General features: G+C 71.7%; 24 protein-coding genes. 7 read left to right on the top strand and 17 right to left on the bottom strand.

Annotation, left to right across the window (positions count from 1 at the left end; genetic code table 11):
- Positions 1-103: 103 nt before the first annotated feature.
- The 3 genes from ACFYYF_RS35725 to ACFYYF_RS35715 form a co-directional block, all read right to left on the bottom strand.
- Positions 104-583 (bottom strand): response regulator transcription factor, encoded by a 480-nt coding sequence (locus ACFYYF_RS35725; protein ID WP_365493358.1) that lies wholly within the window; start codon positions 581-583, stop codon positions 104-106.
- An 87-nt stretch (positions 584-670) separates the two neighbouring features.
- Complete coding sequence (locus tag ACFYYF_RS35720; RefSeq protein ID WP_388782315.1) at positions 671-2,128, bottom strand: aldehyde dehydrogenase family protein; 1,458 nt, start codon at positions 2,126-2,128, stop codon at positions 671-673.
- A 46-nt stretch (positions 2,129-2,174) separates the two neighbouring features.
- Positions 2,175-3,455: a hydroxyacid-oxoacid transhydrogenase gene (locus tag ACFYYF_RS35715; protein WP_388782313.1), complete on the bottom strand. Its 1,281-nt coding sequence runs from the start codon at positions 3,453-3,455 to the stop codon at positions 2,175-2,177.
- Between the two features lie 398 nt (positions 3,456-3,853).
- On the opposite strand from ACFYYF_RS35715, the gene ACFYYF_RS35710 reads away from it, so the two are divergent.
- From ACFYYF_RS35710 to ACFYYF_RS35690, 5 genes are all read left to right on the top strand, one after another.
- Positions 3,854-5,149, top strand: a complete 1,296-nt coding sequence (locus ACFYYF_RS35710) for an ATP-grasp domain-containing protein (protein ID WP_388782310.1) — start codon at positions 3,854-3,856, stop codon at positions 5,147-5,149.
- A gap of 1 nt (position 5,150) precedes the next feature.
- Positions 5,151-6,413 (top strand): ATP-grasp domain-containing protein, encoded by a 1,263-nt coding sequence (locus ACFYYF_RS35705; protein ID WP_388782308.1) that lies wholly within the window; start codon positions 5,151-5,153, stop codon positions 6,411-6,413.
- Complete coding sequence (locus tag ACFYYF_RS35700; protein WP_388782305.1) at positions 6,410-7,738, top strand: MFS transporter; 1,329 nt, start codon at positions 6,410-6,412, stop codon at positions 7,736-7,738. The genes ACFYYF_RS35705 and ACFYYF_RS35700 overlap by 4 nt, the downstream gene beginning before the upstream one ends.
- Before the next feature lie 101 nt (positions 7,739-7,839).
- On the top strand, positions 7,840-9,198 hold the full coding sequence (locus ACFYYF_RS35695; protein WP_388782302.1) for a dipeptidase: 1,359 nt from the start codon (positions 7,840-7,842) through the stop codon (positions 9,196-9,198).
- Between the two features lie 41 nt (positions 9,199-9,239).
- The gene (locus ACFYYF_RS35690) at positions 9,240-10,211 is read left to right on the top strand and encodes a class I SAM-dependent methyltransferase (protein WP_388782299.1); all 972 of its coding nucleotides are present in this window, start codon (positions 9,240-9,242) and stop codon (positions 10,209-10,211) included.
- Positions 10,212-10,538: 327 nt separating this feature from the next.
- On the opposite strand, the gene ACFYYF_RS35685 is transcribed toward ACFYYF_RS35690, so the two are convergent.
- The 5 genes from ACFYYF_RS35685 to ACFYYF_RS35665 form a co-directional block, all read right to left on the bottom strand.
- Positions 10,539-11,666 (bottom strand): M14 family metallopeptidase, encoded by a 1,128-nt coding sequence (locus ACFYYF_RS35685; RefSeq protein ID WP_388782297.1) that lies wholly within the window; start codon positions 11,664-11,666, stop codon positions 10,539-10,541.
- A 109-nt stretch (positions 11,667-11,775) separates the two neighbouring features.
- Entirely contained in the window at positions 11,776-12,543 is a 768-nt protein-coding gene (locus tag ACFYYF_RS35680; RefSeq protein ID WP_388782295.1) for a hypothetical protein, read from the bottom strand.
- Between the two features lie 11 nt (positions 12,544-12,554).
- Positions 12,555-13,283 (bottom strand): hypothetical protein, encoded by a 729-nt coding sequence (locus ACFYYF_RS35675; protein WP_361691565.1) that lies wholly within the window; start codon positions 13,281-13,283, stop codon positions 12,555-12,557.
- Positions 13,284-13,303: 20 nt separating this feature from the next.
- Positions 13,304-14,392 (bottom strand): hypothetical protein, encoded by a 1,089-nt coding sequence (locus ACFYYF_RS35670; RefSeq protein WP_388782292.1) that lies wholly within the window; start codon positions 14,390-14,392, stop codon positions 13,304-13,306.
- A 215-nt stretch (positions 14,393-14,607) separates the two neighbouring features.
- Positions 14,608-15,693: a hypothetical protein gene (locus ACFYYF_RS35665; RefSeq protein WP_388782290.1), complete on the bottom strand. Its 1,086-nt coding sequence runs from the start codon at positions 15,691-15,693 to the stop codon at positions 14,608-14,610.
- 363 nt (positions 15,694-16,056) lie between these two features.
- Here ACFYYF_RS35665 and ACFYYF_RS35660 point away from each other — a divergent pair, with 363 nt between their 5' ends.
- Entirely contained in the window at positions 16,057-16,614 is a 558-nt protein-coding gene (locus ACFYYF_RS35660) for a glycoside hydrolase family 25 protein (protein WP_388782288.1), read from the top strand.
- Positions 16,615-16,680: 66 nt separating this feature from the next.
- Here ACFYYF_RS35660 and ACFYYF_RS35655 read toward each other — a convergent pair whose 3' ends face one another.
- The 3 genes from ACFYYF_RS35655 to ACFYYF_RS35645 all read right to left on the bottom strand — a co-directional run bounded on the left by ACFYYF_RS35655 (position 16,681) and on the right by ACFYYF_RS35645 (position 18,824).
- Complete coding sequence (locus tag ACFYYF_RS35655) at positions 16,681-17,343, bottom strand: NADPH-dependent F420 reductase (protein WP_388782530.1); 663 nt, start codon at positions 17,341-17,343, stop codon at positions 16,681-16,683.
- A gap of 293 nt (positions 17,344-17,636) precedes the next feature.
- Positions 17,637-17,849 carry an EF-hand domain-containing protein gene (locus ACFYYF_RS35650; RefSeq protein WP_103553197.1) on the bottom strand — a complete coding sequence of 71 codons (213 nt, stop codon included), beginning with the start codon at positions 17,847-17,849 and terminating at the stop codon, positions 17,637-17,639.
- A 60-nt stretch (positions 17,850-17,909) separates the two neighbouring features.
- Positions 17,910-18,824 (bottom strand): MerR family transcriptional regulator, encoded by a 915-nt coding sequence (locus ACFYYF_RS35645; protein WP_388782285.1) that lies wholly within the window; start codon positions 18,822-18,824, stop codon positions 17,910-17,912.
- A gap of 54 nt (positions 18,825-18,878) precedes the next feature.
- Between ACFYYF_RS35645 and ACFYYF_RS35640 the strand changes: the two genes are divergently transcribed.
- A complete protein-coding gene (locus ACFYYF_RS35640) occupies positions 18,879-19,514 on the top strand; it encodes a GNAT family N-acetyltransferase (RefSeq protein WP_388782282.1) in 636 nt (211 codons plus the stop codon).
- Positions 19,515-19,536: 22 nt separating this feature from the next.
- Here the strand turns inward: ACFYYF_RS35640 and ACFYYF_RS35635 are convergent, their stop codons facing one another.
- The 6 genes from ACFYYF_RS35635 to ACFYYF_RS35610 all read right to left on the bottom strand — a co-directional run bounded on the left by ACFYYF_RS35635 (position 19,537) and on the right by ACFYYF_RS35610 (position 26,271).
- Positions 19,537-20,736 (bottom strand): YncE family protein, encoded by a 1,200-nt coding sequence (locus ACFYYF_RS35635; protein WP_388782279.1) that lies wholly within the window; start codon positions 20,734-20,736, stop codon positions 19,537-19,539.
- Positions 20,736-21,521 carry a polysaccharide deacetylase family protein gene (locus ACFYYF_RS35630; protein WP_388782527.1) on the bottom strand — a complete coding sequence of 262 codons (786 nt, stop codon included), beginning with the start codon at positions 21,519-21,521 and terminating at the stop codon, positions 20,736-20,738. Before ACFYYF_RS35630 ends, ACFYYF_RS35635 begins: the two co-directional genes overlap by 1 nt.
- Before the next feature lie 407 nt (positions 21,522-21,928).
- Positions 21,929-22,432: an ATP-binding protein gene (locus tag ACFYYF_RS35625; RefSeq protein WP_361691587.1), complete on the bottom strand. Its 504-nt coding sequence runs from the start codon at positions 22,430-22,432 to the stop codon at positions 21,929-21,931.
- A gap of 344 nt (positions 22,433-22,776) precedes the next feature.
- Positions 22,777-23,544, bottom strand: a complete 768-nt coding sequence (locus ACFYYF_RS35620; RefSeq protein ID WP_361691590.1) for an enoyl-CoA hydratase-related protein — start codon at positions 23,542-23,544, stop codon at positions 22,777-22,779.
- A gap of 77 nt (positions 23,545-23,621) precedes the next feature.
- Entirely contained in the window at positions 23,622-24,872 is a 1,251-nt protein-coding gene (locus ACFYYF_RS35615) for an Ig-like domain-containing protein (protein ID WP_388782275.1), read from the bottom strand.
- A gap of 169 nt (positions 24,873-25,041) precedes the next feature.
- A complete protein-coding gene (locus ACFYYF_RS35610) occupies positions 25,042-26,271 on the bottom strand; it encodes an Ig-like domain-containing protein (RefSeq protein ID WP_388782272.1) in 1,230 nt (409 codons plus the stop codon).
- Positions 26,272-26,307 lie beyond the last annotated feature (36 nt).

Raw genomic sequence — 26,307 nt, 5'->3', positions numbered from 1 at the left:
TAATACATGGTGTTCTGACAGTCCCTCCGCTGTCGCATGGCCGGATCAGCCCTCATACTCACGGCATGGACCCGGAAGCGCGTCGGGATTCACCGGCCGGCGCTCATGGGTGGGACACATCGTCGACGGGCTGGCCGATGGACACGATCCCGCTGCGGATACCCATGACGACGGCTTGCGTGCGATCGGACGCGCCGACCTTCATGAAGACCGCGGACAGATGGTTCTTCACCGTCTTCTCGGATATGCCGAGCGCCTTCGCCACACGCCGATTCGAATTCCCCTGGGAGATGAGGACGAGAATCTGACGTTCGCGGGCCGTCAGCACGGCGAGCGCCTGCCGCGCCCCGGTGCCCTCCGCGGAGGGCGGCGGGGCGGGGACGGCACCGCGGCGGCCGTCGGCCCGCAGGTCCTCGATCAGCTGTTCCTGGGCCTCAAGGGCGTCCTGTGCCTCGCCCAGGGCCTTGTGCACCTTGGCGACGCCTTCGGCCAAGGCCGTCACGGGCTGCGCCGGTGCCCCGCAGACCGCGCAGCACTGGCGAGTCACCGGTTCCTCGACCGACCCGCGCACAACAGGCGACATCAGATGAACTCCCTCCACCGAGGTGAATTGACCGAACCGCTCTTCTCCGTAGGGCCGGAATCGTGCGAAGGAAACCGGGGAACCGGGTCAGGAAGGAAGCTGCGCGTGGATCGCCACCGTTTTGCACCGCGTGTATTCACGCAGCGCCTCCAGCCCCTTCTCCACTCCGATTCCCGAGCGCCGGTAGCCGCCGAACGGCAGCTCCACTCCCCCGGCCGCGCTGTAGTTGTTCACGAACACCTGCCCCACCCGGAGCCGTCCGGCGAGCCAGTGGGCACAGGTCACGTCGGACGTCCACACTCCGGCGGCCAGTCCGTACGTGGTGTGTTCCGCGAGTGCGACCGCCTCCTCCAGCGAGTCGAAGACCGATACGCACAGGACGGGACCGAATATCTCCTCGTTGAACACCCGGTGTTCCGGGGTGACGTGATCGAGGATGGCGGGCTCCACGAAGAAGCCGTCGGCGTACGCCTTCCCCGGGGGGACACCGCCGCCCGTGCGCAGGACGGCGTCGCGCCGGCCCTCGGCCAGGTGGCCGAGCACCCGCTCGCGCTGTCTCGCGGAGATCAGCGGTCCCATGTCGGGATCGGCCGCTCCGGGCCCGATGGTCAGGGCACGGAACCGTTCGACGAGGGCGTCCACCAGCTCGCGGTGGACGGACCGGTGGACGAGCAGCCGGCTGCCGGCCGAGCAGTTCTGCCCGGCGTGCTCGGTGATCGACTCCACGATCTGCGGCACCGCGCGGGCGGCGTCGAAGTCGGGGAGCACGAGGTGCGGGGACTTCCCGCCGAGCTCCAGGGTGACCGGCACGATGGTGCGCGCCGCCGCCGTCATCACGGCCTCGCCGACCTCCCGCGAGCCGGTGAAGGCCAGCCGGTCCAGGCCGGGGTGCGCGGCGAGTGCGGCGCCGGCCTCCGTTCCGTGGCCCGGTACGACGTTCAGGGCGCCCGCCGGAAGTCCCGCCTCCTCGGCGATCTCCGCGAGCATCAGCGAGGTCAGCGGCGCGTCCTCGGCGGGCTTGAGGACGCAGCAGTTCCCGGCCGCGAGGGCGGGTGCCAGGGTCCTGGCGGCGATCTGCAGCGGGTAGTTCCAGGGAATGATGTGCCCGCACACGCCGTACGGTTCGCGCAGGGTGAAGGCCGGCCGGTCCGGACGGTGCTGGATGGTCTCGCCGCCGAGGCCGTCCACGGCGTTGGCGTAGAAGTCGAAGTAGCGGGCGGCGACATCGGCGTCGGCGAGCGACTGGCGCAGCGGCTTCCCGGTGTCGAGCGTCTCCAGCGCGGCGAGTTCCCCGCGCCGGGAGCGCAGGACCTCGGCGATGCGGTGGCAGATCCGGGAGCGCTCGACCGGCGTCGCGAACCGCCAGAGCGTCTCGTGGGTGTGCCGGGCCGCTTCCACGGCCGCCCCGATCTCCGCCGGGCCGCAGCGGGCCACGCGTGCGACGGTGCGGGCGTCCGAGGGGTCGAGGACGTCGATCCACCGGTCCGTTCGAACCTGCTTCCCCGCGATGACGGCCGGGTGTTCCGGTATCGATGCATCACTCACGGGTGCATCCAGCTCCTTGGCGTGGGGGGCGCACTTCTTCGGTGGATCAGTGGGTCATCGAACCGGCGAGGACCCGCTCCAGATCGCGTGCGGCGACGTCACGCGGGCAGCACACCAGCAGCCGCCGTTGTTTGAGGGCGCCCTCGACGAGGGCGGGGAGGTCCTTGGCGGAGTAGCCGAAGTCCCGCAGCCCGGTGGGTCCTCCGGTGTCGGCGACGATGCTCAGGAGCGTGGCCGGAAGCACGTCCGAACCGTTCGCCACCGTCACCCCGTCGAGGTTCGCGCCGAGCAACTCGGCCGCGCGCAGATGGCGTTCGGGAGCGGTCGGGTAGGTGAACTCGAAGGCCGCGGCCGCGGTGGAGACGACGGCCGCCCCGTGCGGCACCATCGCGTGGTCGACCTCGTACCCGTCGGGCCGGTAGTCGCGCACCAGGCCCGCCACGGGGTAGGCGCAGGCGTGCGGGACGTGCGTTCCCGCGTTGCCGAATCCCATCCCGGCGAACGTCGCGGCCCGGCTCATCCCCGTACGGGCCTCCAGGTCGTCGGGGTTGAGGACGGCACGCCGGAGGCAGCGGCCGACCAGCTCCAGGGCCTGTTCCGCCCACACGTCGCTGATGGGGTTGGCGCCGATGTACAGCGGCCGGTCCGCCGGCGTCGGGTAAGGAGGGCGCCGGTCGTAGGCGCGGGCCGTGTACGACTCGCAGGCGTGGGTCAGGACGTCGTAGCCCGAGGAGGCGGTGACGGCCGGGGGCAGCGTCAGGGTGTTGGCCGGGTCGACCAGCGCCAGCGACGGCATCAGCCGCAGGTCGCTGATGCCCGTCTTCACGTTCAGGTCCGTCACCCCGAGGGCGACCATGGCGGTGCACTCGCTGCCGCTGCCGGCTGTGGTGGGCACGGCCACCAGGGGCTTGAGCGGACCGGGGACCGGGGCTCCGGCGCCGATCGGGGCGTTCAGGTAGTCGCGTACCGTGCGGCCGGGGTGGCTGAGCAGCAGGTTCAGCATCTTGGCGGTGTCGATCGAACTGCCGCCGCCGAGACCGACGTAGCCGTCCACGTCGAGGGCTTCCAGTTCACGGGCCGCCTCGGCGACGCTCGTGTCGGTGGGTTCGACCCGGGCCCGGTCGAAGAGCGTGACCGAGATCCCCTCCTGCTCGATCCGCTTGGCGACACGGGCCGGCAGGCCGAGCCCGGCGAGGACGGGATCGGTCACCAGCAGCACCGAGGTGACGCCCGCCCTGCGCAGTTCGTGTCCGAGATCCCCGGTGGCACCGACACCGAATTTCAGTGGTGGGGCCTGCCAGGCGATTAATCGTTCATGCTCCGGCATACCGCCGCCCCGCTCGAACGATTCCACAGTCCGCCCCCGCCTTCATCGACTTGACTCGGAATTCCGGCCGGGAAAATGACATGACGAACGGTGACGCGTACCCGGACGTCTCGGCCGACCCGGCGAATCGACGTCACCTTCACTCGGAATTTCGACCAGGCGTGGGCCACAGTAGCCAGTCGGCCTGGGTCCCGCCATAGGTCCCTTGCCCTATGACAGAAACGGCTCAATCACAACCACCGGCACATATCGGAAGTCAGCGGATCAACACCCCGGTCCGCGCCCCGGCACCGGCCCCGCCGGGCGCCGGCCGCGGGGGTGCCACTGGCAGGAAATCGTGGTTGCGTGTCAGTTCCGCCACTGTCGCCGGAGGTGTCCCGGCCAGCAGAGTTGAGGTCATGAAGTCCACTGGGCGGCGGTACGTGATCGTCGTAGACGGCTACCACATCAGGGACGGCGACGACCGGGGCTTCGCCAGCGCCTTCCGGGCCCGCGGCGTGCTGCCGGTCACCGTCATGAGCACCCCGAAGCCACTGGCGAAATTCGTCAAGAAGAACATCTGGTACCCCGACGACTTCGAAGCCGTGCATTATTACGACGGCGACTTCGAGGCAATGGCAAAGCTCGTGGAATCCTATGATCCGGTGGGGATCGTCACCGGCAACGAGAGCGGTGTCGAATTTGCCGCGCGGCTCGTGGAACGCCTGATGCCGCAGTTCCAGAACGTTCCCGGCAGCGCCAAATGCCAGCGTGACAAAGGGGAGATGGCGCGCGCCCTCGAACGTGCCGGAGTGGCCGGTCCGCGCACCCTGTCGACGGCCGACCCGGCCGAGGCGGCCGCCTGGATCGAGGCGTCCGGTCTCGCCGACCGGCCGATCATCCTGAAGCCGCCGCACAGCGCCGGAACCGACAACGTGCACTTCGTGCCGGCCGGCGGCGCGTGGCGCGGCTACTTCGACCACATCCTCGGCCAGGTCAACGGGTTCGAGCTGCGCAACGACACCGTCATCGTGCAGGAGTTCCTGGAGGGACCCGAGTACATCGTCGACCTGTACTCGGTGGACGGGCGGCACGGCCTGGTCGACACCTGCGTCTACGCCAAGCACGACCGGGGCCCCCGCATCGGCATCTACGACGTCGCCGACTTCCTGGCCCCCGGCCATCCCGACGTGGCGGTCCTCGCCCCGTACGTGATGCGCGCCGCCGACGCCGTCGGCATCCGCAACGGCTCCACGCACGCCGAAGCGATCATGACGCCGGACGGTCCCCGTCTGGTGGAGCTGGCCGCCCGCTACTCGGGGAGCTGCATGATGATCTCCGGGTCGCTGGCCACCGGCGACAACCAGATCGAGCGGACCGTACGGCACGTCCTCGACGGGGAGTTCGTGCCGTCGTTCGAACTCGTCAAGGAGGTCCGCACGCTCTGGCTCTGCTCGGACCTTGCGGGACCGGTGCACAACATGGAGATCCTCCGGGCGATCGCCGACCTGCCCACCACGTACTCCATGTCGATCCCGCCCGAGGGCCGGGACATGCCGCTCACCAACGACGTGACCACCAGCCTGGGCTGGGTCATCCAGGGCGCCGACGACTGGGACGCCATCGAGAAGGACTCGGCCCGCATCCGCGAGCTGGAACGGACGTGGAACGCGGCCCGCGCCGAGGACGCGGCCGGCGAAGGGGGGACCGCCTGACATGCCGGGCCAGTCGTTCGGGGCCCCCGTACCCCACCTCCTGCTCATCTGTCCCCGCCACGACGTCCTGGGCAAGTTCGTCGGCCTGCCGGTCGCGCTCACCGTGGTCCACCGCCCCGGCGGCGACCGGGAGCTGGAGGCCTCCCTCGCCCTCGCGGTCGTCGACGCGGACTTCACCGACCCGGCGGCGCTGCTCGCCGTCGCCCGCGAGGTGCACGCCCGGCGCCCCGTGGACGCGGTGCTCGGGCTCACCGAGCTCTCGCTGCGCCCGGCGAGCATCGTGGCCGAGGCACTGGGCGCCCGCGGCAACTCGCCCACGACGCTCGCCCTGACACAGGACAAGGCGGCCATGCGCGCGCACCTGCGGGACCGCGGCCTCGGCACGGTGGCCCACCGGGTGTGCTCCACCGTCGAAGAGGCCCGCGCGCTGCTGCGCGGCGCCCCGGCCGGGGTCATCCTCAAACCCGTCGAGGGCAACGGCGGAACCGGCGTGCATCTCGTGCGCACGGAGGCCGAGCTGGACCGGGCGTGGGCCTGGACCAGCGGCGCCCGGACCGGCTTCGCCTGGCCGCAGGGCGCGGCCGCGTCCACCGTGCTGGCCGAGGAGTTCCTGACCGGCCGGGAGTTCAGCGTGGAGTCGCTGTCGGCCGCCGGGCACCACCGGGTCCTCGCGGTCACCCGCAAGCACACCTCGGGTGCCCCGCACTTCGTGGAGACCGGTCACGACCTGCCCGCGCCGCTGCCGCCCGACCGGCACCGTATCGTCGTCGACGCGGCGCTGACCGCCCTGGACGCCGTCGGCTACGCCTGGGGCCCCTGCCACACCGAGGTGATGCTCGCCGAGGACGGCGAGCGCGCCACCGTCGTCGAGATCAACGCGCGGCAGGGCGGCGACCAGATCTGGGAGCTCGTCCACCACGTCACCGGCGTCGACATGCTCCAGGGCGCCGTCCTCGCCCTCGCCCACGGCGTCCTGCCGGGACCGGCGACGGGCCACGCGGGCGGTGCCTCGATCCGCTACCTCACCCCCCGGCCCGGCCGGGTCACCGAGGTGACGGGTGTCGCGGAGGCCCTGGCGATGGACGGTGTCATCCGCGTCGGCGAACTCCCCTCGGCGGGAGACGACCTGGTGCCGCTCGGCGACTCCTGGAACCGGGCCGGGCATGTCGTCGCCGCGGGCCCCGACCCCAAGACCGCCGCCGACGCGGCCGACGCGGCGGCCGCCCGGATCGTCGTCCGCACCGACGGGGAGGGAGCCCGGTGACCTCCGAGAAGGGAGACGGGGTGACGCTCGCCGGGAACCACGGGCCGCGGGCCGAGCACACCCCGGGGACACGGGCCGGCCGTTTCCTCGCGGGCCGGGGTCCGGCGTACGTCGTCATCCTCGGCCGCTTCACCACCAACATCGGCTTCTTCATGGTCGTGCCGTTCCTCGCGGTGCACCTGACCAGGGACGAGGGGCTGAGCAGTTTTCAGACCGGTCTGCTCTTCGCGGTCATGGAGTTCACCCGGCGCGGGCTCGGCATCCCGTCCGGCTGGGTCAGCGACCGCTTCGGCTCCGCCCGGATCCTGACCCTCGGGCTCGCGGTCGAGGCGGGCGCGTACGTCGTGTTCACCGTGGCGGGCGGCAGCTTCGCCTTCTGGGGCGCCGCCGTCGCGCTGCTCGGCGTCGGCGGCTCCCTCAACAACAACGGCGCGCGCAGCGTCCTCGCCTCCAGCAGGTCCGGCGGGGTCGCGGCCAACCTCAGCCGCTACTACGTGTCCATCAACGGGGCCGCTCTGATCGGCCCGTTGATCGGCACCGCGCTGATGGCGGCCGGTGCGATGAAGGCCGGGTTCCTCATCGCGGCCGCGCTGCACCTGGGGTTCGCCGTGACCTCCGCGGTGCTGCTGCGCGGGCTGCACGCCACGAACGCCGCGCCCATCAGGCCCGCCGCCATGGCCGAGGCGCTGCGCGACCGGGCACTGATGACCTTCTGCGCGCTCGCGGTCGGCGGCTGGTTCCTCGTCACCCAGTACCGGGTCGCGCTGCCGCTGACCGTCGTCCACCAGAAGCTCTCCTCCGACCTGGTCGGCCTGCTCACCGCGGGCAACGCCGTCGTGGTGATGCTGACCGTGTGGCTGCTCGGCTCGCGCGTCGAGAAGCGCTCCACGATCGGCCGCCTGGACCTGTTCGCGGCGTCCGGGGTGCTGCTCGGCGGCGGCTGGCTGCTGTGCTCGGTCGACGGGATCAGCCCCGTCGTCGCCGCCGTGATCGTCACCTCGATCGGCGAATCGCTGTTCTGCGGGGTGGTCGACGCGGTCGTCGCGGGCCTGGCGACCGAGGGCCGTACGGGTCTCTACCTGGGCTACTCCACGATGGCCTGGGGTGTCGGCGGCATGCTGGGCGGCTTCGTCGGCGGCGGCTTCGACCTGGCCGCGGGACACGGCGCGCTGCCGGTGTTCTGGCTGGTGCTGGCACTTGTGGGTATCGGCTACGGGGCGGGTACCCGCGTGGTGCGCCGCTCGCTCGCCGACGCGGTGGACCGGCGCCGGACCCCCGGGACCGGACCGGCCGGACCGGCCGGCACCCCGTCCCCGTCCGGCTGACCGGCCCGTCCGTCCTTCGTCCGTCCGGGGTCCGGGCGCCTCGGGCGCTCGTGCACGACGACCCGGAACACATCACCAACACCGACCGAGAAGGAGGCCGCATGCCGCCCAAGGCGTTGCGCGCGCAGGTGCGCGAACTGATGGGCCGGGCCGAGGAGGACCTGCGGGACCTGGTCGCGCACCGGTCCGTCGCCGACCCCCGGCAGTATCCGGTGGAGGAGTGCGAGAGCGCCGCCGCCCTGGTCGCACGATTGTTCACCGGCGCCGGAATACCCGGGATGCGGCTGCTGGACACCCCGGACGGCAGCAAGGCGGTGTACGGCCATCTGCCGGCCTCCCCCGGCTTCCCCACCGTCCTCCTCTACAGCCACTACGACGTCCAGCCCCCGCTCGACGAGCCCGCCTGGACCACCCCGGTGTGGACCCTGACCGAGCGCGCCGACGGCCGCTGGTACGGGCGCGGGGCCGCCGACTGCAAGGGCAACATCGTCATGCAGCTCACCGCGCTGCGGGCGCTCGGCGACCTGGGCCGGCTCGGGGTGGGCGTCAAGGTCATATCCGAGGGCGCCGAGGAGCAGAGCACCGGTGGCCTCGCCACCCTGATCCGGGAGAACCCCAAGCTCCTGTACGCCGACACCGTGCTCGTGTGCGACACCGGCAACTGCGAGGCCGGGCTGCCCACCGCCACCACCGACCTGCGGGGCGTGGTGCACGCCACCGTCACCGTCCGCTCGCTGGCGGGGCCGGTCCACTCGGGGTCCTTCGGCGGCCCGGCCCCCGACCCGCTCAACGCGCTGATCGCGATGCTCGCCACCCTGCACGACGCCGACGGCAACACGACCGTCGACGGGCTCGACAACAGCGGGCGCTGGCAGGGCGCGGAGTACCCCGCCGAGCGCTACCGCCACGACATCGGGGTCCGCGAGGGCGTCCGGCTGGTGGGCGACGGCAGTGTGGCCGACATGCTGTGGGCCAGGCCCGCGCTCACCGTCGTCGGCATCGACTGCCCGCCGGTGATCGGTTCGGCCCCCGCCGTGCTCGGCGAGGTCACGGCCAAGCTCAATCTGCGCATTCCCTACGGGACCGAGCCGGACGCCGCCTGGGAGGCGCTGAGGACGCACCTGGAGCGGGCGGCACCCTGGCAGGTCGAGGTGGAGACCGTCCGGATCTCCTCCAGCCGTCCCTTCCGGGCCCGCACCGACGGTCCGGCCTACGCTCAGCTGGTCCGGGCGATGCGGGAGGCGTTCGGACGGGAGCCGACGACGGCCGGGCAGGGCGGTTCGATCCCCACCTGCGACGCGCTGCAGGAGACCTTCCCGGACGCGGAGATCGCGCTGATCGGGGTCGAGGAGCCGCGGTGCCTCATCCACGCGCCCGACGAGAGCGTGGACCCCGAGGAGATCGAACGCATGGCGCTCGCCCTCGCGCTCTTCCTGGAGTCCACGGGAGAGCGGCCGTGACCGGACCGGCGGGACGTCATGTCACTTTCGGCGAGGCGGACATGACGGATCATCTGAACCGGCTCGGCCGGACGGCTCCCGATCTGTACGCGTGCGTCGACCCGGCACGGGCCAGGGCCTGGGCCCGGCTGGCCGAAGCCGGGGACTTCAAGGACGACTTCGGCGCGGACGGGGCCGGCGGCCGGGGTTCCTCGTACATCCGCGCGCAGGGCCGCAACCTCGCCGCACGCGCGCAGGGCATCCACCATCTGCTCTCCCTGGTGCCGGCCCGGACCGACCGCCGGCCCGCCGTCGTCGTGGACGTGCTCGGCGGCGACGGCCTGGTCCGCAGGGTCGCGGACGCCCGCGGTCTGACCGGGCTGTCCGTGCTGACGTGCGACGCCTCGCCCTACATGGTGGGCGCCGCGTGGGCGGCCCACTGTCCGGCGCTGGTGCAGCGCGCCGACCGGCTGCTCCTGCGCGACGGCAGCGTCGACGCGGTCCTCGTCGCCTACGGGTCGCACCACATCGCGGCCGAGGACCGCGCCGAACTCGCCCACGAGGCCTACCGGGTGCTGCGGCCCGGCGGTGTCCTGCTGCTCCACGACTTCCTCGTGGGGTCCCCGATGGAGACCTGGTTCCAGGACGTGGTCGACCCGTACTCGCGGACGGGCCACGCCTTCGACCACTTCAGCCGGGAGGAGATGTGGGGCTACCTGACGAAGGCGGGCTTCGAGTCCGGTGAGGTGACCGAGATGGCCGACCCGTACGTGGCGACGGCGGCCACGGCCGGGGAGGCCGAACTGGAGCTGGGGCGCTACCTGCTGGACATGTACGGCCTCGCCGCGATCAAGCGGAGGCATCCGGCGGACGCGGCACGCCGCACCGTCGAGCTGGCCAAGACGATCTTCCGCGACCGGCGCGCGGACGGCTCCCTGGAGGCGTTCTCGGCCGCGTACGACCCGTCGGCCCGCACATGGACCTGCACCCTGCCGAGAACGGCCGTACTGGCGATCGGCCGGAAGACCTCCTGAGGCGGGACCGTCACGGAACCGGACCGGCGGACGGCGCCGGTCCGGCGCCGTGTGCGCGGTGATGCCGGCGAGGGGACACGGCGTCGGGGGGGCCCCCCGGGGGGGGGGGGGCCCCCGGGGGGGGGGGGGGGGGGGGGGGCCCCCCCCCCCCGGGGGGCCGGGGGGGGGGGGGCCCCCCCCCCTGGGGGGGCCCCTCCCGGCACCGGCCCGGGGGCGGGGCGGGGGGCGGGGGCGGGGGGGGGGGGGGGGCGGGGGGGGGCCCCGGGGGGGGCGCCCCCCCGGGGGGGGGGGCCCCCCGACGGTCGTGCGGGCCGGGTCGCGGACCGGTCAGCCGGGGTCTCCCGGTTTGGCGTCGGCCAGACCGGTGAGGGCCTGGCCGAAGACCTCGCGCGCCCGCTGGAGGACCTGCTCGCGCCAGCGGGCGTCCTCCGCCGGGCAGAACGCGTCGCGGATCAGCCGCTTGAGCCCCGAGCGGACCGCGTCGGCCGGCGGGCGGTCGCGGTGGAGCCAGGCGTCCGCGCACAGCGCCACCAGCACCTCGGGACCCGGCTGGGTGCCGAACTCCAGGGTGATCGCGGTCAGCCGGCCGCCCGGCCCGAGGCCGTCCGCCACCGCGGTCGCCGTGTTGCCGACGATCGGGGTGCAGGAGGACGTGCCCTCCTCCGAGGCGGTGAGCGCGTCGCCGTACCACCGGCGGGCCCGCTGGCGGGCGTCGGCGTCCCGCCCGCCGCGGAAGATGGGCTCGCCGACCCCTCGGTCGCCCAGCCCGGTGTGCAGGTCGATGTAACCGACGTGGCCGGCGCCGGCGATCTGCTCGGCGACCACCGTCTCGAACACGCGCCGGGACCAGACCGGGGCCCGTCCGCCGTAGAACAGCCCGTCGGGGTGGCGGTACTGGCCCCGGGTCACGGCCTCCTGGAGCCGCTGCGGGCCGAGCCGGCCGCGGAGCGCGGTGAGGTCCGCGACCAGGTCGCCGGGCACGAAGGCGGCGGCGTCCGCCGGCACCAGGGTGCGGTGCACGGCGTCGTAGGCGTCGTTGTGCGGCGGGGCGGCGTGGTCGACGAAGTTCCGGTTGAGGTCGACGTTGTCCTCGTTGACGCGCCGCAGGTAGGCGAAGCCGTAGGGGTTGAGGGAGTGGACGAGCAGGACGCCGGTCTCCGGTCCGGCGGCGGCCTCGGCGACGCCTTCCCGCAGCAGCACGCGGGTCTGGCAGGCCGAACCGCAGAAGCCCTCGATGCCATGGGTCCCGGAGACCGTGACCAGGAGCTTCGCCGGGCCCGGCGGCCCCAGAAAGGCGGTGTCGACGCAGAGTTCGCCGCCGTCCGGCCCGCGGTGCCCCGGCAGGGTGAAGGTCCGCAGGCGCGCGCCCGCCTCCTCGGCGGCGCCCAGGAAGGCGGCGCGGGCCCGGGAGTAGTCGAGGGGAAACATGTCTGCTGTGTCCGATGTGACCGCCATGCTGCCTCGCGTTCTGGAGTACCGACATGCCTGGACTGCCCGCGGCGGCGCCCCGGGCGGCGGGCCCGGGGCATCGCCCGGGGCGCCTGACCCGGCCCGCCGGCGGGGCTCAGCTCCGCCCGGAGGGCAACGGCACCCCGAGGGCCGTGAGGATCGCGTGCGCCCCCGCCCGCGTGGGCACGTTCAGCAGGCACAGCACCCGGTCCCCCGGCTCGGTGTGCTCGGCGAAGTACCGGTTGGCCTCGGGCACATGGCTCAGCGGCCGTTCCCGGTAGAGGTCGAGCGGACGGCCGATGCCCGGGATGACCCCGCGCGCCGGGTCGAACGCGGCCCGGGGGGCGAGCGCCGCGGCCACCTCGGCGGCCAGGGCCTCCTGGCTGTCGTCCTTGCCCGCGAGGTCCGGGTACATGGCGATGTCCGGATGGCCGCTGAACGCCGCCATCGCGCAGTGCGCCACGGGGTTGTACGTCTTGAGGGCGATCACCTCGGGGAACGGGCGGCCGTCGGCGAGCAGCCGGGCGAAGTGCAGCGCCCAGCTCTCCTTGAAGACCGTGGCGCCCCGGTACGCGTCCCCCACGAACTGGATCATGATGTGGAGGCAGGGCCGCCCCGAAGGGATCTCGGCCCAGCGGGAGGTGAGCAGCGAGACGACCCGGTCGCGTGCGCGGTCCACCCCGACGACGACGTACTCGGCGTCGGTCAGCATCTCGCGGCGGAGGGTGAAGAGCTGCCGGGTGTGGAGTCCCGGCATGGCGAGGACCAGACCGTCCACGATCCATTTCTCGGTCCGGCTCGGCAGCTCCCGGCCGGGCGGCAGGGCCAGTACCTCGACCCCGGACCGCCCGCCGGGCCGTGTGGCTCGGTCGTCGTCGGCCACCGCTGCCCCGCTCAGACCTCGGAGGCGGTGGGCAGCGGGATCTGGGCGTCACTCTTGCCCAGCACGGTGAGCTGGTGCAGTTCCACGAAGTACAGCTTCCACAGCCAGTAGACGTTGTGGAGGTGCTCGACGACCTTGCGCTCGTCGTCCTCGGAGCGGACCAGGGTGGACAGCACGCGCCACACGAAGTCGTCGTGGTCGTCGTCGAGGTCGGTGTTGACGTGCGCGCGGGCGCCCTTGACGTTCTCCTCGCCGAGGACGTCGCCGAGGTTGTCCAGCCAGTCGGGCTGGGTGCGCGTGGTGACGTACTCGACGAAGTACACGCTGGTGATCAGCGCCATCGGGCTGTCCTCGAACTCCATGCCGAACTGGAGGTATCCGGTGAGGAGTTTGGTGGAGAGCAGGGGTTCCGTGGAGTAGATCTGGTCCTTGGTGACCCCGACCTTGGCGAGGTCGGCGGCGAACAGCCGGTCGTGCAGCATCTCGTCGTCGGTGTAGTGCGCCCAGGCCTTGGCCTGCACGGGGTCCACCTTGGTGAAGTACTTGATGGCCAGCGCGTCGACCGTCCGCTTGCGGCGCAGCCGCAGGATCGTCTCGATGTTGTGCCGCTTGTAGTAGTCGAGGTTCAGCTCGGAGGCGTTCTTCTGGTGCTGGGCGTAGGGGACGGTCTCGTAGAAGTCCTTGATGAAGGTGTCGAGGACCGCGTCGACCTTCTTGCGCAGTTCGGAGTGGGTCGTCATGGCGTGCTTCCTCCTTGGGGTCAGTGGCAGCCGCAGCCCGCGCTGGAGACGCGCTGCATCCGGCCGCGGCGTACCGCCTTGCGGGCGCCGAGGACGGCGGTGCCGTCCGATGTCACCAGCGAGCTGCGGGGGCAGAGGAAGGCCAGGGCGAACCGCGTGGCCGGCGTGATCCCCAGGCCGAGGTTCACGACACCGCCGGTGGCGCCGTACACCTCGTTCGGGCCGCAGTTCGCCGGGATGATCTCCGTGCTGGTGTTGATCCCGAAGCCGAGTTCCCAGATGACGCGGTAGCGCGGATCGTCGGTGAGCAGCTTCTCCAGTTCCACGGCGGCCGGGGTCGCCCCCGGTGTCCGCGGGGTGACGCTCTCGATGCTTCCGGCGGCGACGCGCAGCGTGACGGCGTCGGTGACGAGCGGCGAGAGCGCTTCGAACAGCCGCTGCTGCTCGGCGCCGTCGGCCGGGTCCTGGTGGCGGTGGACGATGGGCCAGCCGCGCAGGGTCAGTTCGCCGTCGAGGCCGAGCAGCCGGGCCTCCGGTTCGAAGGTGGTGATCTCGGCGGCGGTGACGCTCAGTTTCCCCGAGGGGAAGATCTGCTGGTCGCCCGCCTCCAGGACACCCGCCTGCATGTTCCAGACGCAGTCACCGGCCGTGTGGTCGAACCCGGCCTCGGTGCCGGAGACGTCGTCGACGATCGTCAGCCGGTCGCTGTCGCCCACGAGGTCGAAGAACTCCTCGGCCACCCGGGTGTGCCGGGCGACGTCGGTGAGGGCTGCCGTGCGCAGGAAGTAGCGGACGTGTTCGCCGGTCAGTGGTGTGGACCCGGCCGGCAGCACGGCCAGCTTGCGGCCGCCCAGCTCCCGCTCGGTCGGCGAGTCGAGGAACCGCCCGGGGCAGACGGCCAGCACGTGCGCGTCCTCGGGGACGCTCCGCTCGATCAGCTCGCCCAGGCGGGTGCCGGGAGGAAGCGTCAGCGGGAGCACGCGGGAATATCCGCCGCCGGAATGCAGGGAGAAGAGGTCGCCGTACTGTTCGCTCGTGATCAGACAGAATGTCCCGGCCGGCGGGCCGAACTGGTCGAAGTCGCTCGTCGTGATGTCCAGCGGTTGCACGGAGCGCTCCCTGGGAGAGAAATACGGGAATCCCCGATGAGGAAAAGGGGAACCCCGCGGCGGGGCGTGGTGACTGCCCCGCCGCGGGTCGGTACTCAGCCCAGGAGCGTGCCCAGGTAGTTGCGGTTCTTCTGCACCTTGATCTTCTTCATGGGGAGTCACCTCCTGTTGGGTTGATTTCCTTGCGTTCACCCCGTCCGGGCGGTCGCGACCCGCTATGCGAGGGGCGTGACCCTCTCCACGGTGGGGTGGTCCGGGTGGCCGATCACCGCGACGCCGTTACTGGTCAGCACGCGGGTGTCGGGCGAGATGATGTCCAGGTGGTACTGGGTGTACGGGGTGAGTCCGAGGCCGAAGTGCAGGCACCCCTCCGTACCGCCGTACACCTCGTTCATGGCGTGGTTCCCGGGGAGGATGTCGTGCGAGGTGTTCAGGGCGTGGCCGATCTCCCAGACGATCCGGTACCGGGAGTCCACTGCGAACATCTGCTCCAGCATCGCCACGGCCGGCGCCGCTCCCGCGTCCAGCGCCTGGAGGCGCGTGATCCTGCCGTCCTCGACCGTGGCCTTGATCGCGTTGTCGCGCATCGCCCAGAGCTGTGCGTGGATGCGGGCCTGGTCGGTCCGGGAGAAGGAGGGGGTGCCGTTGTGCAGGATCGGGTAGCCGCGCAGCGTGATCTCGCCCTCCAGGGGCAGCTTCAGCGCCTCGTCGAACTCCCTGATCTCGACGGGCAGGACGCTGATCTCGCCGGAGGGGACGATCTGCTGGTCGCCCCAGTCCAGCGGTCCCGCCTGCTGGTTCCAGACCAGGCCCTCGCGCAGATGGTCGAGGGTGGCGCGGGTGCCGTGCACGGGGTCGGCGTACACGAGCTGCTCGGAGTCCTCGGCGAGTTCGAAGAAGGTGTCGCAGAACGCCGCCTGCTCGGCCGCCGAGGTCCGTTCCATCACGCCGAGGAAGTGCCGGATCTCGTCGAGGCCGGTCGGCGTCGAGTTGCACGCCATTCCCATGATCTTCCGCTGCCCGACCAGATCGGGGTCCGGTGATTCGAAGAACCTGTGCGGCGAGACCACGAGGACGTGCGCGGGTTCCGGGATCCTCTTGGCGAGGATTTCCTCGAACCGGTCGCCGGCGTCCAGCGTGATGGTGAGGAATTCCCGATAGGGTGCCGTCCGCACGACTTCGATCCGGTCCACCAGTTCGGAATTCGTGATCAGACAGAAGGTGCTTCCGGTGGCTTCACCGAACTGGCTGAAGCGGCCGGGATCAATTGCTATCTGCGCGGACACGATCACTCCCGTCATGACCTCTGCACGATTTCTCGCCGTGGTCTCCAATTTGACGGTTCACGGTGTCCGAGTGCTATAGGACGATGGTCCCTGCACCCTGTTTCGCGACTGGTACTTCCGCCCGTGTCGGCGACCGGCCGCGGTCCGGTATTTTCTTCGGCCGCCTTCGCGCGCCCGCGGCCCGGCGGCCCGGCCGAACAGGGTGCCGGTCGTGCGTGCGAGCGTGGAGGGGGCCAAGTGCGGGAACCCCAAAGACAGTTGTCCCTCACGGACCGCCCATGGGCAACGGCGGCCGTTCCCCGCGGCCGCCGGGCATCGGTCACCGGGCGACGCCCCGGGTGACCCGTCCCCCTCCCCCCACGCACGGAGGCACCACCCATGCTGCGAGGCATCGACGTCAGCGCCTATCAGCCGTCCGACTACGGCACCGCCGGTCTCTCCTTCGTCTTCGTCAAGGCGACGGAAGGCCGCTCGTACGTCAATCCGAAACTCACCGCGCAGACGGAGACCGCCCGCGACGCGGACTGCGTCGTGGGCTTCTACCACTTCCTGTGGCCCGGCAACATCTCCGCCCAGGCCGCGTACTTCGTGAGCAAGGCACCCGAGCGGGCCGGCGACCTGCTCGCCGTCGACTGGGAGACCACCGGGGAGGGCACGCACGCGAGCAACGCGGAGAAGGACCGCTTCATCCGCCGGTTGAAGGAACTCCGCCCGGACAACCGCGTGGTGCTCTACACGAACCGGAACTTCTGGCTGAACGTCGACACCACCTCGTACGCGGGCGACGGCCTGTGGATCGCCGACTACGTGACCGCCGGTGAACCGCGCATCCAGGCGAAGTGGCGCTTCCACCAGTACACCTCCGAGCCGATGGACCGGGACGTCGCGGACTTCGGGACCAAGGCCGCCCTGCGCGCGTGGGCGGACGGCGCCTAGCCGCCCGCCCACGCGCGTCCGGAAGTCGTCGACTCCGCGCCGTCCAGGCCGCGCCGGGTGGGCCCGCTAGCCGCGGAAGTCCGCCTGGCGCTCCGGGGACGCCTCCGCCAGTGCCTTCGCCACCGCGTCGCGGCCTTCGCGCAGACCGTAGACGGGGGTGCCCGGCTGCTGGCGCCAGGAGTCGTCCAGACCTCCGGCGTCGACGGTGTCGAAGCCGAGCTCGTCGATGAGGCCGCGGACGACCGTCTTCGCCGCCTCGTCGTCGCCCGCCACCGGGAGGGCCATGCGGTCGGGGTCGCCCGCCGGCAGGCCGCGGTCCAGGATGTCCTGGGCGTAGGTGCCGTTGAAGGCCTTGACGACGGTGTGGCCGATCTGCCGGGCGGTCCAGCGGCTCTCGGTGAGGCCGTCGTCCTCGATCCCGGCGATCCTGCCGTCGCGCTGCTGGGGGTAGTAGTTGCCCGTGTCGATGACGGCGACGCCCTCGGCGGCGCCGTCCAGGATGCCCTCCGGCAGGTCCGGTACGGCCTTGAGCGGGACGGTGACGATCACGACGTCGGCGCCCCGAGCCGCCTGGCCGACCGTGACGGGGGTCGCCCCGGTCTCCTCGGCGAGCGCGCCGAGCGTCTGGGGACCGCGCGAGTTGGCGACGGAGACGTCGTGGCCGAGGGCGGTGAGCCGCCGGGTGAGGTTGCCGCCGATGTTGCCCGCGCCGATGATGCCGATCTTCATGACGTGCCCTCCGAAGTCGATGCACATGCATACGTCTGTCGAGGGGCGTCAACTCCGGCCCGGCACGGCCTATTCCGCGGACGCGGCGAACGGGCGAACGGACCGGCGAGCCACCGGGAGACCCGGGCCCGGAACCACCGGAAGACCGGCCCTGGGTGACCGGAAGACCGGCCCGGGGTGACCGGGAGGCCGGGCTCCGGGACCGGCCGCGCAGAACGGCCGCGGGGAACGGCCGTCGCGGAACGGCCGGGACACGCAAAAGGGGGACCCGGTGCCGGGCCCCCCTTTCCGGGTCACTTGTTCAGGTGCGTCCAGAACTCGTCGAACGAGAGGACCTTGTCGCCGTTGAGGTCGCGGCTGGCGATGACGGCCTCCGCCACCGACTCGGTGACGTTCCAGTCGCCGCCCTGGGCGAGAGCGGACTTGAACTCGGCCGCGGTGATGAATCCGTCACCGTCCGAATCGATCCGCTCGAACTGCTTGCGTGCTTCCTCGATGTCGGCCACCGATCCGCCCCTTCGTCGTGCATCACTGCATGCGTTACTGCCTTGTGTACGGAGGTCAGATTAACGGTCCCGGTGAGCGCGCAGTGCGGCGAGTACCCAGGCGAACTCCTCACGGTGCGCCGACAGCGGGTCCACGCCCCGTACCAGGGCGCTCAGCTCCCGGAAGCGGGCCATCTCGGCATGGGCCGCGGATTCCATGCGGGCCAGTACCGAGGCCCGGTCCGCGTCGCCGAGCAGGCCGCTCAGCACCGTGTCCGCCTCCGGGCCCGAGGGGTCGACGCCCCGCTCCAGCGCCTCGCCCGCGAGGTGCACCAGCCGGCTCATGAACCACACGGAGGTGCCCGGCGGCACGTCCGGCCCCCGGTCCGCCGCGTTGAACTCGATCATCTCGCGCATCCGGGCGCGGAAGCCGCGGTCCTGGATCAGCTCGGCCAGCTCCACCCAGGCGTCCACCTGCTCGGGTGTCGGGTCGTCCGGCAGGTCACCGACGTCGAACCGCAGCCGGGTGCGGATGTCGGGGTCGGCGGTGTCCAGACCGCCGAAGGTCTCCTCCATGAAGTCGTCGATGATGCGTCCGCGCTCGGCGGCCGAGAGCCGCGCCAGCTTGTTCATGAGTGTCGTCTCCTGTGCGCTCGAACCACGTCGTGCCACGGTCGACAGCACCGCCCGGGTCACCTTCAGGGACCGGATCTGCGCGTCCAGCGCGGCCACGTGCGCGGCCGCCACCTCCGCCACCGTCCGTTCGCCCGCCAGGACCGCGCGGACGTCGCCGAGCCCCAGTCCGAGTTCGCGCAGGGTCCGGATCAGCTCCAGCCGGGCCACGGATCCGGCGTCGTACAGCCGGTAGCCGCCCGCCGACCTGGCCACGGGCGGCAGCGCGCCCTCGTCCGACCAGTAGCGGATGGTGCGGACGCTCAGGCCGGTGGTCCGGGACAGCTCGCCGATGGTGAGAAGTGCGGTGCCGTCGTCGATCATGTCTGGGAGTGTGGGCCTTCCAGTGGGTGGAGACTCAAGCGGCGGGGGACAGTCATGCCCGGAACTCTGCGCGACATTCTGGACGGCGCGGCCCGGGGGGTCTTCCCGTCGCCCGACGGCGGCACCACCGTCGTACGCCAGCACTCGCCGCGCGACGCCGGCGTCCTCGCCTTCACCGCGCACTCCGTCGTCTTCACCGACGAGGACGAGGGCTGGGTGCGCGCCGCGCTCGGGGCCCTGGACTGCGACGCGCTCGCGGCGGCCATGAACCCGCGGTTCCTCGCCGCGTTCCTGGAGCGGACGGGACGGTCGAACGACACCGTCGACCTGTTGTCGGTCGCCGCCCCGCTCACGGGCCCCGCGGCCCTCGCGCTGAAGGAGATCGACGACCTCGCCCACCCCCGGATCGCGGGGTCCCGCAGACGGCGCGACGACGTGCGGGCGTGGGCCGCCGACGGCGGGGTCCTGGTCCTCGGACGAGGGGTCGGGGGCCGTCTGGAGGTCGCGGTGGAGGTGGACGAGGGCGTACGGCACTGGGGTCTGGGCCGGGCGCTCGCGTCGGCGGCGCGGCATCTGGCCGGGGAACCGGTCTGGGCCCAGGTGGCCGCGGGGAACGCCCGCAGTCTGCGGGCGTTCCAGGCGGCGGGTTACCGGCCGGTGGGCGCCGAGGCGCTGCTTCTGCCCCGCTGAACGGGCGGCGCGCCGGCGTGGATCAGCGGAAGATGCCGGTGTGGCCGAGGGAGTACCGGCCGGGCTGGGGGTAGACGGCGAGCCCGTGCGGGCCGCTGCCGACCTTGATGCGGGCGAGCTGTCGGCCCGTGCCGGTGTCGATCGCGTACACCTCGGAGTTGTACCGGCCGGAGAGCCACAGGACCTTGCCGTCCGCGGAGACACCGCCCATGTCGGGGCTGCCGCCGTCGGGCAGGCGCCACTTCTTGGTCAGCCGGTTCTGGGTGAAGTCGAAGATGGAGATGGTGCCTTCGCCCCGGTTGGAGATGTACATCTCGCGCGAGTCCCGGCTGACGTACAGGCCGTGGGTGCCCTTGCCCGTGTGCAGCAGGGTCGGCTGGGTGAATGTGTCGCCGTCCAGGATCCACACGCCGTCGGCCATCATGTCGGCGATGTAGAACCTCTTGCCGTCCGGGCTGATCTTCACGTCCTGCGGCATCGCTCCCTGGAACGGCAGCCGCTGCTGGCCGATCACCTTCATCCGCTCGGTGTCGACCTTCAGGAGTTCACCGCTGAACTCGCAGGAGACGATGAAGTAGCGGCCGTCCGGGGAGAAGTCGGCGTGGTTGACGCCGTAGCAGGTCACCGGTTCCGTCTTCACGGTCTTCATGGTGTGCGCGTCGCGGAAGACGAGTTCGCGGTCGAGCGAGGCCATGACGATCGCGTACTTGCCGTTGGGCGTGAAGTAGAGGTTGTACGGGTCGTGCACGTCGACCGGCCGGCCCGCCTTGCCGGTCTTCGGGTCGATGGGGGTCAGGGTGTTGCCGCGGTCGTTGTTGACCCACAGGGTCTTCAGGTCCCAGGAGGGCACGACGTGCTGGGGCTGGTTGCCGACCGGGATCGTCTCGATGACCTTGTACGTCTTCGGGTCGATGACCGAGACGGTGTTGGAGTTGGTGTTCGGCACGTAGACGCGGGACGGGAAGTCCTTGACCACCGGGGAGAGCCGGCCCGGGCGGTCGGCGGCGTAGACGTCCGCCGGGTCCAGCAAGGGGGGCATGCCGGGCAGGCCCTGGGGGGCCGGCTTCTTCACCGGGGCGGGCCGGACGGCGGCCTTGGTGGTCGCGTGGGTCTGGCCGGCGTGGTCCGGGGAGGAACCGCCGCAGCCCGCGAGGAGGGCGAGCGAGGTGAGGGCGGCGCCGGCGATCAGCACGCGGCGCGGGGAGGAGGAGGGTGTCGGCATCAGCTCAGCAGCTCCGTGGTGGTGACCGCGCGCAGGCCGCGGCGGTCGAGTTCGTGCAGGAGGGAGGGGAGGGCGGCGACCGTGCCGGCGTATCCGAAGTGCAGGCTCACGACGGAGCCGGGGCGGACCTCGGCCAGCACCTTGCGGGTGACGGCGGTGGCCCCCGGCGAGGTGTAGTCGAGGGAGTCGACGTCGTAGGAGAGCGTGTGCGGGTAGCCCGCGTCGCGGGCGAGGCGCTGGACGAGGGGGGAGGCGCGGGGGCTGCGGGAGGGCCGGAACCAGGTGCCGATCGAGCCGGTGAGCCGCTTGAGGCGGTCCGCGCAGCCCCTGATCTCCGCGGCCGCCTCGGTCGCCGTCATGGCGTTGATGTCGAGGTGGCGCAGGGTGTGGTTGCCGAGGTCGTGACCGCCGTCGAGGATGCGGCGGGCGAGGTCCGGATGCTCGTCGAGCCAGGTGCCGACGGCGAGGACGGTGACCCGGGCGCCGGCCCGCTCCGCCTCGCCGAGAAGCGCCTTCGCCCCGGCGGGGTCGCCCTGCCCGTGGAAGGTGAGCGCCACCGCGGACGGGTGGGTGCGGGGGCCGTGGGTGATCTCGGCGGGCTGCGCGGGATAGCGGCGGGGGGCGGGGGCGGGCGCGGCGGCCGGGCGGGGCGCCGTGGCCGGGGGTGCGCTGGGCGCGGCCGGGGGCGTCGTGAGCTGCTGCGCGTGGGTGGCCCGGGGGGCGGCACAGCCCGCGGTCGCTCCGGCGGCGAGGGTTCCCGCGGTGAGCGCGAGTCCCGTGAGCAGGGCGGCGCGCCGGGGCGGGGCGGGGGCTGCGTGGTCTTCGGCGGGCGTGGTCACCGGACCATTTAAGGATGATTCGGTCGGAAAACCGGCGATTGGTCCGGCCGGGTGGTGGTGCGGGTCGCTTCACCGCACCCGTGTTCGGGCCGTACGGGACCGCCTCACCCCGCGAGCGGAGCCGGCCCCGACCGCGGCGCGGAGCGGAACCCCCTCCTCCGCGGCAGGACTTGCACGGGCCCTCTTTTGGATCAGTGGGCCCGGTCTGCGATAGTCGGCGATGCGACCTCCACCCATTGACCCGGGCCACGGTTGTCGCCGGTGGCGCGGTTCACACCCCAATTCGTTCCGCGGCACCCCGCAAGCCCCGGCTGCCACGCGGCCGGGGCTTTCGCGTGCCCGGGCGGAGCGGTTCAGCGGTCGGCGACGCGGATCTCGAACCAGGTGGTCTTGCCTCGGGGCAGCAGGTCGACACCCCAGCGGTCGGAGAGCTTGTCGACGAGGAAGAGACCCCGCCCGCTCAGGTCCAGTTCCTGGACCGGCATGAGGCAGGGAAGGCCGCGGGAGGGATCGCGGACCTCGATACGGATCCAGCCGCGGCGGCGGCGCATGCGGAGTCCGAAGACGCGGGCGCCGGTGTGCCGTACGGCGTTGCCCACGAGTTCGGAGACGAGTAAGACCGCGTCCTCGGTCATCTTCGGGGACAGGCCCCAGTGCCGCAGGACCACGACCTGGGCGAGACGCCGCGCGGTGGCGGCGGACTCCGGGCGGGACGGCAGCAGCACCTCCGCCTCGGTGGGATTGCCGAACAACTCCAGCGCCTGGAGCGCCCGTTCGTCCTCGACCGCAGGTGTCCAGCGCGCCGCGGTCGCACTTCCGTGCCGCCGCGGCTGTTCCATACCCTCCAGCCCCGCCATGCCCCCCATCATGGCCGCCCGGCGCCCCCCACGGGGCCGTTCCTGAGGATTGGGCCCCCCGGAACGGTACATTCCGCACCATCCGATCGGCATATGCCATTGGCAGTTCGGAGGCGAGGAGAGCCCGCCCGACCTGCAGGAATGGGCCCTTCCAGGGCAATCGCCACCACCGTCCCACAAGGCGCGCTTAAGGCTGCCTTAAGGCTGCGATAAAGCGCCCCATCGAGGGACACCCGCCGGACACCGCGTCAACCGCGGGTGGAGCGGGGGCGACCACGAGGGTGAGAACGGCCGTTCCGGCCCGGGAGGCGGACACCGCGTCCCGGGCCGGAACGGCCTGAGGATCAGAGGAACTTCGCCTTGCCGGGGCCCTCTTCCACGAAGCTCCGCATGCCCCGCTCGCGGTCCTCCGTCGCGAACAGGCCCGCGAACCAGTTCCGCTCGATGGCCAGCCCGGTCTCGATGTCCGTCTCCAGACCCGCGTCGATCGACTCCTTCGCGGCGCGCAGCGCGATGGCCGGACCCTGCGCGAGCCTCGCGGCCCAGGCGTGCGCGGCGGTGTACACCTCGTCGGCGGGGACGACCCGGTCGACCAGACCGAGCGCGAGCGCCTCGTCCGCCTTGACCATGCGGCCGGTGAAGATGAGGTCCTTGGCCTTGGAGGGGCCGATCAGCCGGGAGAGCCGCTGGGTGCCGCCGGCACCGGGGATCAGACCGAGCAGGATCTCGGGCTGGCCCAGCTTGGCGTTGTCCCCGGCGATGCGGTAGTCGGCGCACAGGGCCAGTTCGCAGCCGCCGCCGAGCGCGTATCCGGTGACGGCGGCGACGACGGGCTTGGGGATGCGGGCGACGGCGGTGAAGGAGTCCTGCAGGGCCCGGGACCGCACGACCATCGCGGCGTGGTCCATGGCCTGCATCTCCTTGATGTCCGCGCCCGCCGCGAACACCTTCTCCCCGCCGTACAGGACCACGGCACGGACGTCCGGCCGGCCGGTGGCCTCCTCGGCCAGCTCCTTGAGACGGTCCTGCGTCGCCACGTCCAGGGCGTTCATGGGCGGACGGTCCAGGCGGATGGTGCCCACGCCTTCGGCCACTTCGAGATGCACAGTCATGGAAGCAGGTTAGTGGCCGTTAACGGCACCGGGCCGGGTGTGCTGAGTCACAGCACACCCGGCCCGGTGCGGCGAGATCACTTCGTCCAGTCCGCCCAGGAGATGTTCCAGCCGTTGAGACCGTTGGCCGGGTCGACCGTCGGGTCGGTGGAGTTCTTCACGACCACCACGTCACCGACCATCGAGTGGTTGAAGAACCAGGCGGCCGGCACACCGCTGTCGTAGCCGCCGCGCACGTCCCGCAGGCCGATGCAGCCGTGGCTGGCGTTGTAGTTGCCGAAGGCGCCGCCGCCCCAGTAGTTGCCGTGCACGAAGGTGCCGGAAGCGGTCAGGCGCATGGCGTGCGGGACGTCCTTGATGTCGTACTCGCCGTCGTAGCCGACCGTGTCGCCGTTCATCCGGGTCACGGTGAACTTCTCGCTGATGACCATCTGGCCGTTCCAGGTGGCGTAGCCGGGCTTGCCGGTGGTCACCGGGATGGTCTTGACGACCTTGCCCTCCTGCATGACCTTCATCGTGTGCTTCTTGGCGTCCACGACGGACACCTGGTCGCGGCCGATGGTGAAGGAGACCGTCTTGGCCTGCTTGCCGTAGACGCCCTTGCGGCCCTCGACGCCGTCGAGGTTCAGCTTCACGGTGACCTTGGTGCCGGCCTTCCAGTACTTCTCGGGCCGGAAGTCGAGGCGGTCGTTGCCGAACCAGTGGCCCTGGACGTCGACGGCCGGCTCGGTCGTGATCTTGATGGCCTTCTCGACGTCGTCCGGCTTGGTGATGCCCCGGGTGAAGCGGACCGAGAACGGCATGCCGACGCCGACCTTGGAGCCGTCCTCGGGCGTGAAGTTGCCGGTGAAGGTGTTCTGCGGGCTCAGCGTCGTGAAGGACGAGTCCTCGGCCGCCGTGCGGCCCTCGGAGTCCTTCGCGACCGCGTGCACCTGGTACTTGGTGGACGCCGCGAGGTGTGTGGCGGGCGTCCACCCGCTGCCGTCGGCGGATATCTCGCCGTCGATCTTCGCGCCCTCGTTGTCCTTGACGGTGACCTCGGTCAGTTTGCCCTTGCTGGCCGTGACCTTGAGGGTGCCGCTGGTGTCGACGTCCTTGGCGCCGGCCTTCGGCGCGATCGTGACGACCGCCACCGACTGCTTGCTCTCCGTGGTGGTGGTGCTGCCCTTGCCGTCCTTGTCCTTCCCTCCGGACCCCGAGTCCGTTCCCCCGCCCCCGCCGCAGGCCGTGACGGCCAGCAGCGCACCGCCGACGATCACCGCCCACCGCTTGTTGCGGCCGCGTGAGCGTCCACCCGCCGACGCCCCCGATATCGGTCGCACGTTCACAGTCTTTCTCCCCTCGCAAGGCCCTGATCAGGCCCCCACCCCGGCGCGTCCCACGCGATCACTGGCGCATATTAACCTCACGGTTTTGAGCTCCGTGTCAGGTCAATGTCACCGTTCCGTCGCAACTTGGACCATCGACCGCGAAGATGGTTGCACCGGGGGGCGAGGATCAGTCCACCGCGCTGCCGGTCTTCCACTCCTTCCAGCCCATGTTCCAGCCGCCGAGTCCGTTGTCGGGGGCCACCTGCTTGTCCTTGCTGTGCACGACCTCGATCACGTCCCCGATGAGACTGCGGTCGAAGAACCAGCCCGCCGGGGTGTCGGAGCTGCCGCCCTTCACGTCCCGCAGACCTACGCAGCCGTGGCTCACGTTGGTGTTGCCGAAGGCGTCCGGCGCCCAGTAGTTACCGTGCAGGAAGGTCCCGGAGTCGGTCAGGCGCATCGCGTGCGGGACGTCGGGGATGTCGTACTCGCCGCCGAAGCCGACGGTCCGGCTGTTCATCCGGGTCACCTCCAGCATCTCGGTGACGACCATCTTCCCGTTGTACGTGGTCGTCTTCGGCGCCCCGGCCGTGATCGGCACCGTGGCAAGGAGGTTGCCGTCACGGCGTACCTCCATGGTGTGGGCGCCGGCGTCGACGACGGACCTCTGGTCGCGGCCGACGGTGAACGAGAAGGTACGGGACTGGAGTCCGTACACCCCGGGGGACGCCTCGACGTCGCGCAGCCCGAGCGCCACGGTGACCTTCGTGCCCGGCTTCCAGTACCGCTCGGGACGGAAGTCGACGCGTCCGCCGCCGAACCAGTGCGCGCGGATGTCGACCGCGGGCCGCGCCTCGACGTGGATGGCGCGCTCGACGGCGGCCCGGTTCTCGATCTCCCGGTTGAACTCCAGGGAGACGATCATCCCGGTGCCCACGACGGAGCGGTCCTCCGGTGTCACGTACCCGATGAACCGCTCGTCGGGGACGGCCGTGGTGAACGTGGTGTGCCGTGCCGAACGGTGCCCTCCGCCGTCCAGGGCCACCGCGTCCACGGTGTACTTGGCGGCCAGCGCGAGCCGCGCGTCGTCCGGCTTCCAGGACAGGCCGTCCTCGCTGATGTGCCCGGGTACGGGTGACTCCCGGGCGTCCTGGGACTTGACCACCTTCACGGACTCCAGGCGTCCGCCGGGCACCCGCACCAGCAGCGGCTCCTGCGGTCGTACGCCCTTCGTGCGGTCGTCGGGCGAGACGTGGATGACGTCCTCGGGCGACCGCGGTTTGCCGAACGCCTCCCCGATCCCGCCGGAGATCCCGCCGGAGGTGCAGCCGGAGGCTCCGGCCAGCAGACCGGCCCAGGTCAGTACGGCGGCCAGCGCGGCCCCTGCGCGCCGCGCGCGCGTCTGTACGTGCTTCACAAGGGACCCAACGACGCCGCCCCTCCGGGGAAACGT

Source organism: Streptomyces sp. NPDC001914, assembly GCF_042891215.1.
Classification (GTDB): domain Bacteria; phylum Actinomycetota; class Actinomycetes; order Streptomycetales; family Streptomycetaceae; genus Streptomyces.
Note: the sequence above shows the minus strand (reverse complement) of the source record. Positions and strands in the feature narration are given on the sequence as shown.

Bases quoted from the DNA above. Each gene is read 5' to 3' on its own strand.
- ACFYYF_RS35655 (WP_388782530.1), bottom strand. From the start codon at position 17,343: ATGAAGATCGGCATCATCGGCGCGGGCAACATCGGCGGCAACCTCACC.
- ACFYYF_RS35705 (WP_388782308.1), top strand. From the start codon at position 5,151: ATGCCGGGCCAGTCGTTCGGGGCCCCCGTACCCCACCTCCTGCTCATC.
- ACFYYF_RS35625 (WP_361691587.1), bottom strand. From the start codon at position 22,432: ATGGCGGGGCTGGAGGGTATGGAACAGCCGCGGCGGCACGGAAGTGCG.
- ACFYYF_RS35695 (WP_388782302.1), top strand. From the start codon at position 7,840: ATGCCGCCCAAGGCGTTGCGCGCGCAGGTGCGCGAACTGATGGGCCGG.
- ACFYYF_RS35645 (WP_388782285.1), bottom strand. From the start codon at position 18,824: ATGATCGACGACGGCACCGCACTTCTCACCATCGGCGAGCTGTCCCGG.
- ACFYYF_RS35725 (WP_365493358.1), bottom strand. From the start codon at position 583: ATGTCGCCTGTTGTGCGCGGGTCGGTCGAGGAACCGGTGACTCGCCAG.
- ACFYYF_RS35665 (WP_388782290.1), bottom strand. From the start codon at position 15,693: ATGACGGGAGTGATCGTGTCCGCGCAGATAGCAATTGATCCCGGCCGC.
- ACFYYF_RS35690 (WP_388782299.1), top strand. From the start codon at position 9,240: ATGACGGATCATCTGAACCGGCTCGGCCGGACGGCTCCCGATCTGTAC.
- ACFYYF_RS35685 (WP_388782297.1), bottom strand. From the start codon at position 11,666: ATGGCGGTCACATCGGACACAGCAGACATGTTTCCCCTCGACTACTCC.
- ACFYYF_RS35635 (WP_388782279.1), bottom strand. From the start codon at position 20,736: ATGCCGACACCCTCCTCCTCCCCGCGCCGCGTGCTGATCGCCGGCGCC.
- ACFYYF_RS35640 (WP_388782282.1), top strand. From the start codon at position 18,879: ATGCCCGGAACTCTGCGCGACATTCTGGACGGCGCGGCCCGGGGGGTC.
- ACFYYF_RS35620 (WP_361691590.1), bottom strand. From the start codon at position 23,544: ATGACTGTGCATCTCGAAGTGGCCGAAGGCGTGGGCACCATCCGCCTG.
- ACFYYF_RS35675 (WP_361691565.1), bottom strand. From the start codon at position 13,283: ATGACGACCCACTCCGAACTGCGCAAGAAGGTCGACGCGGTCCTCGAC.
- ACFYYF_RS35715 (WP_388782313.1), bottom strand. From the start codon at position 3,455: ATGCCGGAGCATGAACGATTAATCGCCTGGCAGGCCCCACCACTGAAA.
- ACFYYF_RS35660 (WP_388782288.1), top strand. From the start codon at position 16,057: ATGCTGCGAGGCATCGACGTCAGCGCCTATCAGCCGTCCGACTACGGC.
- ACFYYF_RS35710 (WP_388782310.1), top strand. From the start codon at position 3,854: ATGAAGTCCACTGGGCGGCGGTACGTGATCGTCGTAGACGGCTACCAC.